The organism is Polynucleobacter sp. 31A-FELB, from assembly GCF_018882405.1.
GTDB lineage: Bacteria > Pseudomonadota > Gammaproteobacteria > Burkholderiales > Burkholderiaceae > Polynucleobacter.
The window spans coordinates 22472-38374 of the sequence record NZ_JACVOO010000020.1 but is presented as its reverse complement, the minus strand read 5'-3'; the positions used below and the strand labels follow the sequence as shown (position 1 = coordinate 38374).

Genomic DNA, 15903 nt, shown 5'->3' with positions numbered 1-15903 from the left:
CCCTCAGGTAGCCTCCACCCCCTAGATAATCATTAACTACTTTTAGCTTGAACTGCGCACTGTGTTTGCTCATGAAGCTGACCCCTTTTGGTTGGATTGGGTGTCCAACTTTTGTGGGTCAGTTCATCTCTCGGGGCTTTTTCTTGTCAAACAAGCTAGTAAAGATGCGAGGTTTAATGCGCCTTCTTTTTTACCGGCGGTAAATCAGTACAGTGGCCAAGAGCAGCCTCAGCAGCCAAGCCAACTGACTCACCTAGGGTTGGATGCGGATGAACGGTTTTGCCGATATCTACAGCATCAGCACCCATCTCAATTGCAAGACACACTTCACCAATTAAGTCGCCAGCATGGGTGCCTACAATACCGCCACCAATAATGCGCTTACTTGTAGCATCAAAAATAAGCTTGGTGAAACCTTCATCACGACCGTTAGCAATCGCCCTGCCGCTAGCAGCCCAAGGGAATAAACCCTTCTCATAAGCAATGCCTTTAGCTTTGCATTGCTCTTCAGTCAAGCCAGCCCAAGCCACTTCAGGGTCGGTATACGCTACGGATGGAATCTGCTTGGCATCAAAGTAGGATTTTTCACCAGCCGCAACTTCAGCCGCAACGTGACCTTCATGCACTGCCTTGTGAGCAAGCATAGGTTGACCAACGATATCTCCAATAGCAAAAATGTTGTTCACATTAGTGCGCATTTGATTATCGACCGGGATAAAGCCGCGCTCATCCACGATAACTCCTGCAGCAGATGCATCAATCTTTTTGCCATTAGGCGTGCGCCCTACTGCAACCAATACCAAGTCGTATGTTTGCGGATCCGAAGGAGCGCTCTCGCCCTCAAAACTCACTTGAATACCATCGGCCTTAACTTCAGCCTTAGAGGCGCGAGTCTTGAGCATGATCTTTTCAAAACGGCCGGCGTTAAATTTCTCCCAGACCTTTTCTAAATCACGGTCTGCGCCTGCCATCAAGCCATCCATCATTTCAGCGATATCAATACGCGAACCTAGGGTGCTGTAGACAGTGGCCATCTCCAAACCAATAATGCCGCCACCAATAACTAACATGCGCTTTGGAATGCTCTTGAGCAATAAAGCGCCAGTGCTATCGACAATGCGCGGATCCTCTGGCAAGAAAGGTAATTTCACTGGCTGACTACCTGCCGCAATGATTGCTTTCTGAAAGCGCACTACTTCTTTTTGACCAGCTAAATCCTGGCCATCACCCTTGGTTAACTCAACCTCAACGTGATTCGCATCTAAGAAATGGCCTAGGCCACGAACAACAGTCACCTTACGTGCTTTGGCCATGCCAGCCAATCCACCTGTCAACTTAGCAATAACAGAATCTTTATACCCACGCAGTTGATCAATTTCAATTTTTGGAGCGCCATAACTAATGCCATGTTTAGACATTGTCTTCACTTCATCCATCACGGAGGTCGTATGAAGTAATGCTTTTGATGGGATGCAACCCACGTTTAAGCACACACCACCCAAAGTGGAGTAACGCTCTACCAAGATGGTGCTCATACCCAAGTCCGCACTTCGGAATGCAGCGCTATAGCCGCCTGGGCCTGCACCTAAGACAAGTACTTCACACTCATGATCAACCTTACCGCTATATTGACCAGCGATAGGAGTGCTGCTTACAGGAGTGGCCGCTGGAGCAGGCGCAGGAGATGGGCTTGCTGCAGGTGTAGAAGCCTGAGGTGCAGCCGCTACCCCCACTTCAATTTCTGCAACCGCACTACCCTTGCTAACCTTGTCACCAGCCTTAACGGAAATACTTAGAATAGTTCCTGCAGAGTCAGCTGGAACTTCCATCGTAGCTTTATCAGATTCCAGCACAAGTAAGGGCTGCTCTTTTTCAATGACATCGCCTACCTTGATGAGTACCTCAATAACCGGTACATCTGAATAATCACCAATATCTGGTACGAGAATAATTTGCTTAGCCATGTCTTCTCCTTATAGCGCTGCGCGACGGAAGTCGGACATTAGCTGAGCGATATAGACATTGAAGCGTGTTGCTAAAGCACCATCAATTACACGATGATCAGCGCTCAATGACAATGGGCAAATTAAGCGCGGGACAAATTGCTTGCCATCCCAAACAGGCTTCATAGCAGCTTTGCTTACACCCAAGATTGCGACTTCAGGTGCATTCACAATGGGTGAGAAATACGTACCACCAATGCCACCCAGTGAGGAAATGGTGAAACTAGCACCCTGCATTTGGTCTGGCTTTAATTTTCCATCTCGTGCAAGCGCAGCCAATTCGGAAGTTTCGCGAGCAAGTTCAAAGATACCTTTTTTATCTGCATCGCGAATTACTGGCACCACTAAACCATTTGGCGTATCTGCGGCAAATGCGATATTGAAATACTTCTTCAATACCAAGTCATCACCATCGATAGAACTATTGAACTCAGGGAACTTCTTAAGCGCAGCCACAGCAGCCTTCATCAAGAAAGCCAACATAGTGATTTTGAGGCCCTGCTTTTCATTCTCTTTGTTGGTGAGAACCCTAAATGCCTCGAGATCAGTAATGTCCGCATCTTCGTGATAAGTCACTGCAGGAATCATGACCCAATTGCGGCCTAAGTTTGCTGCAGTCAATTTCTTAATACGATTAAGTGGCTGACGCTCAGTCTCTCCAAATTTAGAGAAGTCAACCTTAGGCCAAGGAATGAGATTCAATCCACCCAAACTTCCACCGGAAGCATTGGATGCACTACCGGCCCCACCACTCATTGCAGCCTTTACAAAGGCCTGCACGTCTTCCTGAGTAATTCTGCCTTTTGGTCCAGAGCCTTTGACTTGATGAACAGCAACACCAAGTTCACGAGCAAATTTACGCACAGAAGGACTTGCATGACTTGCCGTTGGATCAACCTCAACAGGAGTATTACTAACGGGAGGTGGTGCAGGTGCACGCACAATTGGCGGCTCTACTTTTGGAGCTGGGGCTGATTCAACCTTCACCGCCGCGGGAGCTGGTGCAGTTTGTGAGGCAACTGGAGCTGCTGCCTCACCACTTTCTTCAAGCACCAAAACAATGGCACCTTCTGAAATCGAGTCGCCTACTTTAACTTTGACTTCCTTCACCACACCGGAGTGTGATGATGGAACGTCCATAGTTGCCTTGTCTGATTCTAGAACAACAATAGATTGCTCTTTTTCAACGCGATCACCGGCTTTTACCAATACTTCGATAACAGGCACATCTGTGTAATCCCCAATATCCGGGACTTTAATATCAATTAGTTGGCTCATAGTATCTGTCTCTGATCAAACCATCATTGGGTTTGGTTTAGTGATGTCGATTTCGTATTTCTTAATCGCCTCGGCTAGTTTTTGACGATCAAGCTGACCAGCATCCACTAATGAACGTAGCGCTGTTAATACAACCCAGCGACGATCTACTTCAAAGAAGTCGCGTAATTTTTCGCGGGTATCGGAGCGACCAAAACCATCGGTGCCCAACACTTCGAAACGACGACCCATATGCTGAATTGCTGGACGAATTTGCTCGGCAAACAAACGAACATAGTCAGTAGCAGCAATCACTGGTCCGACAGTATCTTTAAGGCACTTCTCCACATGAGACAAAGTTGGTGCTGCTGTTGGGTTAAGAAGGTTATTGCGATGAACCGCAGTCCAATCGCGACCCAACTCAGTAAAGCTTGGGCAACCCCACAAATCAGAAGCAATACCCCAGTCTTTATGCAAGATCTCAGCAGCTTCAATTACTTCACGGAAAATGGTTCCTGAACCTAACAGTTGAACGCGCAATTTTGCATTGGCATCACCAACGGATTTGAGTTTGTACATACCTTTAATGATGTCTTGCTCAGCACCCTTTGGCATTGCTGGGTGAGCATAGTTTTCATTCATCAAAGTGATGTAGTAATAGACATCTTCTTGTTCAGCTAGCATGCGACGCATACCATCCTGAATCACCACAGCAACTTCAAATGAGAATGAAGGGTCATAGCTAATGCAGTTTGGAATAGCAGCACTCCATACTTGGCTGTGGCCATCTTCATGCTGAAGGCCTTCACCATTCAGAGTTGTTCTACCGGCAGTACCGCCCAATAAGAAACCGCGGCTACGCATATCGCCAGCAGCCCAGCAGAGATCGCCAATACGCTGGAAACCAAACATGGAATAGAAGATGTAGAAAGGCAACATCGGCACGCCATGAGTTGAGTATGAAGTTGCAGCAGCGATCCAGTCGCACATACCACCCGCTTCATTAATGCCTTCTTGCAAAATCTGACCAGTCTTATCCTCTTTATAGAACATCAGTTGATCATGATCTTCTGGGGTATAGAGCTGACCCAATTGATTCCAAATACCTAATTGGCGGAACATGCCTTCCATACCAAAGGTACGTGATTCATCGGGAACAATTGGAACCACCCTCTTACCTAAAACCTTATCGCGCACAATCGTATTGAGGATGCGAACGAAAGCCATTGTTGTAGAGATCTCACGACCTTCTGAAGTTGCCTCCAGCAAAGGTGCAAATACATCTAAAGCTGGAACTGGCAAGCTCTCAGCTTTCATACGGCGCTGTGGCAAATAGCCGCCTAACTCTTGGCGACGAGCTTTCATGTACTCAAGCTCGGCACTACCTTCAGCAAATTTCACCAAAGGCATTTCATCGAGTTGCTCATCTTTCACTGGGATCTCAAAACGATCACGGAAACGACGTACGTCATCCGCGTTCATCTTTTTAGCTTGGTGGGCAATATTCATCGCCTCACCTGAACCACCCATACCGTAACCCTTAATAGTGTGGGCCAAAATAACTGTAGGTTGATTCTTGTGATTCACAGCTGAATGGAAAGCAGCAAATACTTTATGAGGATCATGACCGCCGCGATTGAGCTGCCAGATTTCCTCATCACTCCAGTCGCTTACTAAAGACTTTAATTCGGGAGTGTTGAATACGATTTCACGCACATAGGAACCGTTCTTGGCCTTCATGGTCTGGTATTCACCATCGACGATTTCACCAAGACGCTGCATCAAGATGCCTTTTTTGTCACGTGCAAACAAGGCGTCCCAATGACCGCCCCAAACAACCTTAATGACGTTCCAACCAGCGCCGCGGAACTCGCCTTCGAGCTCCTGAATGATCTTGCCATTACCGCGCACAGGACCATCAAGGCGTTGCAAGTTACAGTTGACGACAAAAATGAGGTTATCTAATTTTTCACGACCAGCCATACCAATAGCGCCAAGTGATTCTGGCTCATCAGTCTCACCGTCACCGAGGAAGGCCCAAACTTTGCGACCTTCTGCTTTAATAAATCCGCGGTCCTGCATGTAGCGCATAAATCGCGCTTGATAAATAGCCATGATTGGGCCAAGGCCCATAGACACTGTCGGGAATTGCCAGAAATCTGGCATCAACCAAGGATGTGGGTAGCTAGAGATGCCCTTGCCGCCAACTTCTTGACGGAAATTGTTAAGTTGATCTTCGGATAAACGGCCAAGCATGTAAGCACGTGCATAAACACCTGGTGCCGAGTGTCCCTGAACAAATATCAGGTCGCCACCATGCTCTGGAGATGGTGCATGCCAAAAATGGTTAAAGCCAACGTCATATAACGTAGCTGCAGACTGGAATGAAGAAATATGTCCGCCCACGTTGGTATCTTTGTTGGCACGCAGAACCATAGCCATTGCGTTCCAACGTGTATAGGATCGAATCCGATGCTCAACGTTTTGATCGCCAGGCAGGCGTGCTTGCTGCTCTACTGGAATCGTATTGATGTAAGGAGTTTCAGCATGAAACGGTTGATTAACCCCATTGACTCGTGCATGAGATATTTGCTGGTCAATAAGATATGCAGCCCGCTCAGGACCCTCATTCCGAATAACGCCATCTAGCGCCTGTAACCACTCTTGGGTTTCACCTGGATCCGCGTCCTGCTTACCTGCGCTACCCAAAATTTGATCTGGAACTGCTGCCATAAACTGCCTCCATTATTCACATCGGTCTTATTTATTCACTCTATAGACAATATTCTAGGAAGGTCTATGGGTGTAAACAAGCAATTTTCCACATAATGATAGTATTTCTCACTATGTGGTATTTTGTTGCATCGCAATCAGAAATATGAATCCAGCCAAATTGCATGTAGAAAGCAATCCATAAGGCAAAATAAGCGGATTACATGAAAAAAATTGCGTTTTCAATCTGGCAACTCAAGCCTGTGAAATGGCTCCGTCGAATACGGGGTTTTAAGCTTGTCTACACACCATTAATAGCAATTGTTCTATTTACCGTAGTAATGGGTGTGATTATGGGCACCCTACAACTTCAGGAAAAGAGTCAGCAGGAGGCGGCACTATTTAGAGAGCTCTCTTTTGCAAAGCAACGAATCCAATTGCGCTTTGCAAACAATACCGATGTACTGCAATCAATCGGTCGCGATTATGTCGGGGCCGGAGATACTGCAAAACTAAAAGATAACGCGATTCTTCAGGCCGAGAATCTTCTCCAAAGTAATCATGAAATTGCTCAGATCGTTTGGATTAACGAAGCAAACCAGCGCCAATGGAGAATTCCACCGGACAACTTAAAAACCGATTGGTTTAATAAAGTTAATAACGCAGGCGTCATTAATCAAGCACTGAGAAAAACACTAGAACTCAGCACTGCTACCAATAGACCGGCATTCAGTCAGTTCATTGCGCTCGAGGTTCCAAATGATGAGTTAATTGCTAAAGAAATTCGGAATGTATTTTGGCAAACGGTGCCGCAAATTTCTGGAAATGAAATTAAAGGCATGGTTGCCGTCTTATATACAACCCAGGGCATTCTAGAAATGATCCCTGGCGAACTCAAAGGCCAGTATCGATTCACCCTAATTACGGATGATGACAAGGTCTTAGCGATTTCATCAGACAAAAATACGCCCAAGCGTGCATTTAGTAATCAAACCAGTCTTGACATAGGGGTGCTCAGTCCAAATATTAGTTTGCGTATTGATACCTATCCACCAGCTACGAATCTGACATTCAGAATGTTGATCGGCGTAGTGCTAGGTTTGAGCGCATTCGTGATCTGGAGTCTGTGGTCAGTTCTAAAGCAGATGCAAGTTCGGCAAGAAGCCGAAGCGAACCTACGTGCAGAAACTAACTTCCGTAGCGCAATGGAAAATTCCACTCCAGTGGGAATTCGTGCGCACGATATGAATAGGACGATCACCTACGTCAATCCGGCCTTTTGCGAGATGACTGGCTGGTCAGCGGAAGAACTCATTGGACTCAGCCCACCCTTTGCCTTCTGGCCTGAAGGGCAAAAGACTGAGCTCACCGAGAAAATGAACCAAGCACTCAAGCTGGCGCTTAGCCAGGAAAAAAAGCTTGGTATCGAAGGATCAATTCTCCACCGCAATGGCTCGATCATTCAAACTCGCACCTTTATCTCACCTTTGATTAATGAAAAGGGTAAGCAAACAGGCTGGGTAACTTCATTAATTGATATTTCTGAGCCAAAGAAAATTCGCGAAGAATTAGCCGCCTCACAAGAACGCTTCATTACCGTTTTAGAAGGTCTGGATGCTGCAGTATCGGTAGTCTCCAATGAGACTGGTGAATTACTCTTTGCAAATCGCTTTTATCGTGAACGATTTGGCGATACCGCTAAAGGGCATTTTGATTTAGCTGGTGGCGATATCAAGCAAAATATCTTGCAAGCTCTTTCTGAGGGTGCCCCACCCTCTTCTCTTTATCAAGAAACAGAGTCGGAAGAAATTCAACTGCTAGATGAAACAAAGGGAACTTCAAAATGGTATGAAGTTCGCAGACGTTTCGTACCCTGGGTTGATGGGCATTTAGCGCAATTGCTGATTGCCACCGATATTACGATTCGTATCGAAGCGGATGATTTGGCGCGCCAACAAGAAGAGCGCATGCAATTTTCAAGCCGCTTAACTACGATGGGTGAAATGGCCTCTTCATTGGCCCATGAATTAAATCAACCGCTTGCAGCTATCTCCAACTATTGCATGGGTGTAGCAAAACGTTTACAAGGTCACCTAGATCCCGTCACCCAGAAAGATATTCTTCCTGCTTTGGAAAAGGCCTCTGATCAAGCGCATAGAGCCGGCACCATCATTCAACGTATCAAAGGATTTGTGAAGCGCAGCGAGCCTCAACGCAAATCATGCGATATCAGTGAAATTATTAATGATGCGGTTGGCCTCGTCGAGATCGAGGCGCATCGCCATCGACTCAGCATCGCCACTGAAATTGCTGAAAATCTTCCAATGGTCGATGTTGATCCAGTCTTAATTCTGCAGGTATTGGTTAATCTTCTAAAGAATTCCCTTGATAGCTTGAGAGAGGTTTACCCCCTTTCTTCGCGTTGGTCAGCCCCTCCAGTTCGGATTGCGGCTGATTTGGATACCAGCACCTTCCCAGCCATGCTTCGTATTCAGGTGACCGATACTGGCGCTGGAATCGCAGAATCCGTCATTGAACGCATGTTTGAGCCCTTTTTTAGCACCAAAAACGATGGTATGGGCATGGGTTTGAATATTTGCCGGTCCGTTATTGAATCCCATCAGGGTCGTCTTTGGGCAAAAAATCACATGGATGCAGAACATACAAAGCTGTCGGGCTGCACCTTTACAATACTATTACCCCTTGATGCCCCAGGCTCCGAGGGGAAAAGTTGATTAATGCATTTTTTTAGATTTATCTGCGAGACCTAATATGAACATGAGTGCCGCCACCAAACCCAATCAAGCTGAAGTGGTTTATGTTGTGGATGACGACGAAGCAGTCCGCGATTCCCTCACCTGGTTGCTAGAAAGCAATGGTTATGTTGTTCGCTGCCATGCAAGCGCAGAACGATTCTTGCAGTCACTGCAAAGCACAGATAAATCTACTATCTCATGCGCTATCTTGGATGTCCGTATGTCAGGGATGTCCGGTCTTGAATTACAAGAACGTTTAATTAGTGAAAATCTGCCAATGCCAGTTGCCTTCATCACGGGTCACGGTGATGTTTCAATGGCAGTCTCCACTATGAAGCGTGGCGCAGTAGATTTCATTGAAAAACCATTTAAAGAAAATGATCTCTGTGGTTTGGTAGATCGTATGCTTGCTAAAGCGCGTATTGATTACTCACAAGCCAGCCAACGCAAGATTACTCAAAGCCTCTTGAGCAAATTGACTGGCCGTGAGCGCCAAGTGCTTGAGCGCATTGTTGCGGGCCGCTTGAATAAGCAGATTGCGGATGATCTCGGTATCTCCATTAAAACTGTAGAGGCTCACCGCGCCAACATTATGGAAAAGCTCAACGTGAATACCGTTGCAGACTTGCTCCGCTTAGCGCTCTCAGACCCACAACCCAATTAATTCCCCCATGCCTGCACAGTTACTCGACGGCGTCGCCCTATCTAAAAAATTACGCACTGAGATTGCAGCGCGTGGAGCTATCGTCACCGCTAAAGGCGTTAGACCCGGTTTAGCCGTTTTTGTTGTTGGCGAAAATCCTGCCAGTCAGGTTTATGTCAGAAATAAAGTAAAAGCCTGTGAAGATGTTGGTTTTCATTCTGTGCTCGAGCGCTACTCGGCTGAGTTAGGTGAAGAGGAATTACTCGCTCGCATTGCAACACTAAATGCCGACCCTGCCATTCATGGAATCTTGGTTCAACTCCCTCTTCCTGAGCATATTGCGGCTGAGCGCGTTCTAGAGGCAATTGCTCCAGAAAAAGATGTAGATGGCTTTCACGTAGCTAACGCTGGCGCCTTAATGGTTGGTCAGCCTGAATTCAAACCCTGCACGCCGTATGGCTGCATGAAGATCCTAGAGAGTATTGAATACCCCATTCGCGGCGCGCGAGCAGTGATCGTAGGTGCATCGAATATTGTTGGTAAGCCGATGGCAATGCTCTTATTGCAAGCTGGCGCTACCGTGACGATTTGCAATAGCAAGACTCGTGACTTAGCGCACCATACTAAAGATGCAGACATTTTGGTAGTCGCTACCGGTAAACCCAAAATGATTACCGGCGATATGGTGAAAAATGGCGCAGTTGTAATTGACGTTGGTATCAATCGCATGCCTGATGGCAAGCTTTGTGGCGACGTGGATTTTGATGCCGCTCAATATGTTGCTGGCTGGATTACCCCTGTACCAGGTGGTGTAGGCCCGATGACTATTACGATGCTGCTCATGAATACCCTGGAAGCAGCAGAAAAAGCAGCTAAGCCGTCTAACTAGCCCTTTCCATCTGGTCGGCTATCGATGTCTAAATAGCAAAAGTTAGCATCGTCCATTAAGCTATAGGGATGACTACATCAACACTTTTAAAGCCTTCTGCTGAACTCCAAAAGAATCCTCTGATTTCATTCGGAAGAGGCATATGCACCTACTCCGAGGTAAAACCTTCAGACATTGAGCCTGCGATTGATTTTTTATTAAATCAAGCAGAAAAGGCGGTAACTCATGCAGTCGATCCAAGCACTCCAGCAAGCTGGGATGACTTACTTGAGCCACTTGAAGATGCAACTGAAGCACTTAGCAGATCGTGGGGAGTGATCTCTCACTTGAATAGTGTGGCAGATACTCCAGAGCTCAGAGCAGCCTACGGCGAGATGATGCCCAAGGTAACCGCATTTTTTTCTAGCCTGGGTCAGAATATAGCGCTGTATCAAAAGTTCAAAGAACTTAGTCAAAGCCCTGGTTACGCAAAGCTATCAACAGCCCAGAAAAAAGTAATAGAAAACTCATTAAGAGATTTTCGTCTTGGCGGTGCAGAGCTAGCTGATACACAAAAGCCCCGCTTCGCCGCGATTCAGGATGAGCAAGCATTGTTAGGCAAAGCATTCTCTGACCATGTTTTGGATGCAACGGATAGCTTCGTGCATATCGTTACAGATGAAGCAGGTTTAAAGGGTTTGCCAGAAGATGTGATCGCTGCAGCTGCTGATCTTGCCCAACAGAAGAAGCTTCAAGGCTGGGCATTCTCATTGCATTTCCCATCCTATTATCCAGTGATGCAGTACTCTGAGAACCGGTCTCTGCGCCGCCTCATGTATGAAGCCTATGTAACGCGAGCTTCTGAATTGGCTCCCGAGTACGCTCAAGGAAAAATAGATTGGGACAATACCCAGAATATGCTCGAGCAGCTGAAACTGCGTGATGAAGAAGCGGTCATGCTGGGATTTAAAAATTATGCAGCCCTAAGTTTGGCTCCAAAGATGGCAAATGATGTTGAGGAAGTTGATGTCTTCCTGACCAACTTTGCACAGAAAGCAAAACCCTTTGCCCTAAAGGACTGGCAAGAGCTTTCAGCATTCGCCAAATCTGAACTCGCCATTGCCGATGGATTGGAACCATGGGATATTGCTTTTGCATCAGAAAGATTAAAGCAAGAGCGCTATGCATTTTCTGAAAATGAGCTGAAGCAATATTTCCCCTTACCTAAAGTATTGGAAGGCTTATTTGGCGTCATTCAAACTTTGTTTGGCGTGAAAATTGAGAGTTCTGATCTTCCAACATGGCATGCAGATGTTCAATCCTTCTCAGTTAAAAATGCTGAGAACCGGATCGTTGCGTATTTTTACCTGGACCCATATGCTAGACCTGGCAAGCGCGGTGGCGCCTGGATGGATGATGCGCGTGGTCGTCGAGTACTACCAAATGGTGAAATTCAAGTCCCGGTAGCGTATTTAGTATGCAACTTTGCACCGCCAGTAAAAGTAGATGGCGTACTACGACAACCAACCATCACCCATGATGATGTCATCACCCTTTTCCATGAAAGTGGTCATGGTTTGCATCACCTCTTAACGCAAGTAAGTGCTTTGGGCGTATCCGGCATTAATGGCGTCGAATGGGATGCCGTCGAATTGCCAAGCCAGTTTATGGAAAACTTCTGCTGGGAATGGGAAGTCTTGGAAAAGATGACTGCTCACGCTGAAACTGGCAAGGCACTTCCAAAGGAATTATTCAACAAAATGCTCGCTGCGAAGAATTTCCAAAACGGTTACATGACGCTACGCCAAGTCGTGATGTCATTAACCGATTGGCGCCTTCACTCGAGCCTTGATCCCAAGAATGCTCAGGGACAAGCTGTGCTGGATCTCTCTAGGAGCATTGCAGATCAATTCAATGTCATACCTCAGCCAGCTCTCTCCCGTTGGATCAATACCTTTAGTCACATTTTTGCAGGCGGCTATGCTGCCGGTTATTACAGCTATAAATGGGCTGAAGTACTTTCGGCCGACGTTTATGCCGCCTTTGAGGAGTCAGCCAAGCTAACAGGCAGCATCCTTGACGTTGAGACAGGCAAGCGCTATCGGACCGAAATTCTAGAGGTGGGTGGTAGCCGCCCCGCTGCTGAGTCCTTTAAAGCATTTAGAGGTCGGGAGCCAAGCATTGATGCCCTACTTCGCCATGGTGGCTTAGTGACCCAATAAGGCAGCGATCTAAGCGTTGATTTCAGCGATCACTGGGGCGTGATCTGAAGGCTGCTCCCAAGTGCGAGGCTCTTTGTCAATTACACTCGCACTGCATTTTTCCTTGAGTGCATCACTCAGGAGAATGTGATCAATCCGCATGCCGGCGTTTCTTCTGAAGCCCATCATGCGGTAATCCCACCAGCTAAATGATTTAGGCGCTTGCTCAAACATTCGGAATGAATCCGTTAGACCCAAACTGAGCAGTTTCTGAAAGGCTTCTCGCTCTTGAGGGGATACGAGATTCTGGCCAATCCACTTTGACGGATCATGCACATCATCATCTGTAGGCGCGATATTAAAGTCGCCCAAGAGTGCTAAGCGACTATTTAGAGTCAGCTCTTCTTTTAACCAATCTTCAAGCGCTAAGAGCCATCCCAACTTGTATTGAAATTTATCGCTATCGGGCGATTGTCCATTGGGGAAATATGCCGACACCAGGCGAATAGGCTGCATACCCTTAAAGCACACTGTGGCGGCCAAGATGCGTTGCTGCTCATCCGTATTTCCAGGAATATTTCTGACTGGCTTTAAAAAAGTTGTTTCATGATCCGTGGCAATCGGCGCTAGTGCAGCTTTGCGAACAATAATGGCCACGCCGTTATAGGTCTTTTGTCCGGCAGCAATACTAATGTACCCCGCCTCCTCTAGCTCTTTGTGCGGATACTTATCATCCGTTAGTTTTAATTCTTGAAGACATAGCGCATCAATAGGCTTCTTGGCCCTTTCTTGATCCTGCAGCCACTTGAGTACGTGAGGTAAACGAACCTTCAGTGAATTAACGTTCCAGGCCGCTATTCGAATCGAATCAGCCATCAATGCCTAGCTCCTGCAATTTCCGAGTAATCGTATTGCGGCCAATACCAAGGCGCTGAGCTGCCTCAACACGTCTTCCACGAGTGACCTCTAGGGCTGCTTGCAGCACTGCTTTTTCAAACTTAGAACATAGAACGTCATACACTTCTGTGTCGCCATCTTGAAGCATTTTGACGGCTAGTCGACCTAAACCGCCTTCCCAATCTACAGAGGCGCCTCTAACGACAACTGGAGCGGATGGGTTTGATTCACCTTGCAATAAAACTGGTTGCTCACTAGCTTCCGCCAGAATGTCCGCGGGTAAATCACTTACCCCAATCACATTAGATGGTGTCATTACTGTTAACCAATGGCAGAGGTTTTCTAATTGGCGCACGTTGCCTGGAAATGGCATGACACTGATTTCTTTTAAGACATCATCCGATAGTTTTTTAGGTTCTACACCTAAAGATTTAGCGCAAGACAGCATGAAATGGCGTGCCAGAACTGGAATATCTTCAGCACGTTCGCGCAAGGCTGGCATCCGTAAACGAATGACATTTAAGCGGTGCAATAAATCTTCGCGGAAAGCACCAGCAGCGACACGGGCTTCTAAGTTTTGGTGTGTTGAAGCAATGATGCGGACATTTGCCTTGATGGGGTCTTGCCCACCAACGCGATAAAAATGTCCGTCGGTTAATGCGCGCAATAAACGAGTTTGCAGATCAAAAGGAATATCTCCGATCTCATCCAAAAATAAGGTTCCGCCATCAGCCTGCTCAAAACGTCCGCGACGCAAAGTTAATGCACCAGGAAATGCTCCACGCTCATGACCAAATAACTCAGACTCTAATAAATCCTTAGGCACTGCCGCAGTACTAAAAGCCACAAATGGGCCCTTAGCTCGAGGGCTGTGTTTATGCAATGCTTGGGCAACCAACTCTTTGCCAGTACCAGATTCACCAGTAATCAAGACTGTTGAGTGAGACTGAGCCAAGCGACCAATCGCTCTGAAAACTTCCTGCATTGCAGGAGCTTGGCCAATAATTTCGGTTGAATCCTGTCTCCAACCATTCATCTCTTTATTACCAGATTGATTGCGCTCACTCTGCTCCATGGCACGACGAATCAACTCTACCGCTTTATCAATATCAAACGGCTTAGTCAGATATTCAAATGCACCGCCTTGGAAGGATGAAACTGCCGAATCCAAATCCGAGTATGCCGTCATGATGATGACTGGAAGCATCGGATGGCTTTCTTTTACGTTTTGCAAAAGATCCAAGCCATTGCCACGAGGCATGCGAATATCAGAAATCAATACTTGCGGAGCATCCTTCTCGAGCGCATCGAGTACGTCATTCGGATTGGAGAAACTCTTATGAGGAATATTTTCACGAGTAAGGGCTTTCTCAAGCACCCAACGAATAGATTGGTCATCGTCCACGATCCAAACGGGTTTCATAATGCTTTCTCCTGCCTACGGTAAGGAATTTGAATATGGAAATCAGTCCGTCCAGGACGGCTGTCACAGGCAATGAAGCCTTGATGCTGCTGTACAAAAGTTTGCGCCAGAGTGAGGCCAAGCCCACTGCCACCATCCCTGCCAGAAACTAGAGGGAAGAAAATACGCTCACGGATATCTTCCGGAATACCAGGCCCGTTATCAATTACATGTAAGTCCATGGCCATCTTGTAGCGATGTTTCGAAATGGTTACAGAGCGAGCTACCCTCGTCTTCAATTCAATTTGGGCAATACCTTGATGTATTTCTTCTGAGAGTGCTTGAGCAGCATTGTGGGCAATATTTAAGACCGCCTGAATCAACTGCTCACGATCACCGAGCACTTCAGGCAGGCTGGTGTCATAGTTGCGAATAATCTTCAAACCTTTTGGGAACTCCGCTAAGACCAAGCTACGAACGCGCTCCAATGCCTCATGGACATTAAAAGACTCCATAGCATGCGCCTTGCGATGAGGGGCGAGCAATCTATCCACCAAGTTCTGTAGACGATCTGATTCTTTAATAATGACTTGGGTGTATTCGCGCAAGCCTTTTTCTGGCAGTTCAAACTCCAGCAATTGAGCGGCACCTCGAATGCCACCCAAAGGATTCTTAATTTCATGCGCTAAGTTACGCATAAGCTGCTTATTAGCCTCGACTTGCTGAGTGACGCGTTCGTCGCGCTCACTTCGTAACTGCTGATCAATCGGAAACCATTCCATCATGATCAGAGTTGGATCCTCAAAACTGGCAACGACCACGTGCGCAGGGATCGACTCTTGATGAATACTGCCCGGTAATGAATGCAATACCATCTCTTGACGTTGAGCAGATACATGCCCTGCTTTGACCTCTTCGATCATGCGCTTAATTGAGACATTCTCTCCAAATAGATTGTGCACAGACTGACCCTCAAGAGATTTTCGTGAAAGGTCCAGTGCAGACTCTGCAGCTGGGTTCACATAAACCAATTGTTGGGTATCAGCCTCAAATACCACGACGGCATTGGGCATCTGATCAAGCAATGTCGGAAAAAAAGGAGCAGCCGAAGCTGCCCCTTTGAACGAATTGCGCAACAGACCTGCGCTCAACATTTCTCCTTCG

Annotated in this window: 10 protein-coding genes; 4 read left to right on the top strand and 6 right to left on the bottom strand. The window is 46.8% G+C overall.

The genetic code is table 11. The features are described from left to right. Positions 1-173: 173 nt before the first annotated feature. The 3 genes from lpdA to aceE are packed head-to-tail and all read right to left on the bottom strand — an operon-like array spanning position 174 to position 5993. Positions 174-1964: a dihydrolipoyl dehydrogenase gene (gene lpdA / locus ICN30_RS10375; RefSeq protein WP_216275461.1), complete on the bottom strand. Its 1791-nt coding sequence runs from the start codon at positions 1962-1964 to the stop codon at positions 174-176. 9 nt (positions 1965-1973) lie between these two features. After that, positions 1974-3281, bottom strand: a complete 1308-nt coding sequence (gene aceF / locus ICN30_RS10370; protein ID WP_216275459.1) for a dihydrolipoyllysine-residue acetyltransferase — start codon at positions 3279-3281, stop codon at positions 1974-1976. 15 nt (positions 3282-3296) lie between these two features. Then, positions 3297-5993 (bottom strand): pyruvate dehydrogenase (acetyl-transferring), homodimeric type, encoded by a 2697-nt coding sequence (aceE, locus tag ICN30_RS10365; RefSeq protein ID WP_216275457.1) that lies wholly within the window; start codon positions 5991-5993, stop codon positions 3297-3299. A gap of 203 nt (positions 5994-6196) precedes the next feature. On the opposite strand from aceE, the gene ICN30_RS10360 reads away from it, so the two are divergent. From ICN30_RS10360 to ICN30_RS10345, 4 genes are all read left to right on the top strand, one after another. Beyond that, positions 6197-8707, top strand: a complete 2511-nt coding sequence (locus tag ICN30_RS10360) for a PAS domain S-box protein (protein WP_216275455.1) — start codon at positions 6197-6199, stop codon at positions 8705-8707. A 37-nt stretch (positions 8708-8744) separates the two neighbouring features. After that, positions 8745-9392, top strand: a complete 648-nt coding sequence (locus ICN30_RS10355; RefSeq protein WP_216275452.1) for a response regulator transcription factor — start codon at positions 8745-8747, stop codon at positions 9390-9392. Positions 9393-9399: 7 nt separating this feature from the next. After that, positions 9400-10260, top strand: a complete 861-nt coding sequence (gene folD / locus ICN30_RS10350) for a bifunctional methylenetetrahydrofolate dehydrogenase/methenyltetrahydrofolate cyclohydrolase FolD (RefSeq protein ID WP_216275450.1) — start codon at positions 9400-9402, stop codon at positions 10258-10260. A gap of 68 nt (positions 10261-10328) precedes the next feature. After that, positions 10329-12461 carry a M3 family metallopeptidase gene (locus ICN30_RS10345; protein WP_216275448.1) on the top strand — a complete coding sequence of 711 codons (2133 nt, stop codon included), beginning with the start codon at positions 10329-10331 and terminating at the stop codon, positions 12459-12461. 9 nt (positions 12462-12470) lie between these two features. On the opposite strand, the gene xth is transcribed toward ICN30_RS10345, so the two are convergent. From xth to glnL, 3 genes are read right to left on the bottom strand one after another with little or no spacing between them, the layout of a single operon-like run. Next, a complete protein-coding gene (gene xth, locus ICN30_RS10340) occupies positions 12471-13316 on the bottom strand; it encodes an exodeoxyribonuclease III (protein WP_216275446.1) in 846 nt (281 codons plus the stop codon). Next, positions 13309-14760: a nitrogen regulation protein NR(I) gene (gene ntrC / locus ICN30_RS10335; protein ID WP_216275444.1), complete on the bottom strand. Its 1452-nt coding sequence runs from the start codon at positions 14758-14760 to the stop codon at positions 13309-13311. Before ntrC ends, xth begins: the two co-directional genes overlap by 8 nt. Further along, positions 14757-15893 carry a nitrogen regulation protein NR(II) gene (glnL, locus tag ICN30_RS10330; protein ID WP_216275442.1) on the bottom strand — a complete coding sequence of 379 codons (1137 nt, stop codon included), beginning with the start codon at positions 15891-15893 and terminating at the stop codon, positions 14757-14759. The genes ntrC and glnL overlap by 4 nt, the downstream gene beginning before the upstream one ends. Positions 15894-15903 lie beyond the last annotated feature (10 nt).

What these genes read in the sequence shown, in the direction of transcription:
- lpdA (WP_216275461.1), bottom strand. Translation starts at nt 1,964, where the DNA reads ATGGCTAAGCAAATTATTCTCGTACCAGATATTGGTGATTATTCAGAT.
- aceF (WP_216275459.1), bottom strand. Translation starts at nt 3,281, where the DNA reads ATGAGCCAACTAATTGATATTAAAGTCCCGGATATTGGGGATTACACA.
- aceE (WP_216275457.1), bottom strand. Translation starts at nt 5,993, where the DNA reads ATGGCAGCAGTTCCAGATCAAATTTTGGGTAGCGCAGGTAAGCAGGAC.
- ICN30_RS10360 (WP_216275455.1), top strand. Translation starts at nt 6,197, where the DNA reads ATGAAAAAAATTGCGTTTTCAATCTGGCAACTCAAGCCTGTGAAATGG.
- ICN30_RS10355 (WP_216275452.1), top strand. Translation starts at nt 8,745, where the DNA reads ATGAACATGAGTGCCGCCACCAAACCCAATCAAGCTGAAGTGGTTTAT.
- folD (WP_216275450.1), top strand. Translation starts at nt 9,400, where the DNA reads ATGCCTGCACAGTTACTCGACGGCGTCGCCCTATCTAAAAAATTACGC.
- ICN30_RS10345 (WP_216275448.1), top strand. Translation starts at nt 10,329, where the DNA reads ATGACTACATCAACACTTTTAAAGCCTTCTGCTGAACTCCAAAAGAAT.
- xth (WP_216275446.1), bottom strand. Translation starts at nt 13,316, where the DNA reads ATGGCTGATTCGATTCGAATAGCGGCCTGGAACGTTAATTCACTGAAG.
- ntrC (WP_216275444.1), bottom strand. Translation starts at nt 14,760, where the DNA reads ATGAAACCCGTTTGGATCGTGGACGATGACCAATCTATTCGTTGGGTG.
- glnL (WP_216275442.1), bottom strand. Translation starts at nt 15,893, where the DNA reads ATGTTGAGCGCAGGTCTGTTGCGCAATTCGTTCAAAGGGGCAGCTTCG.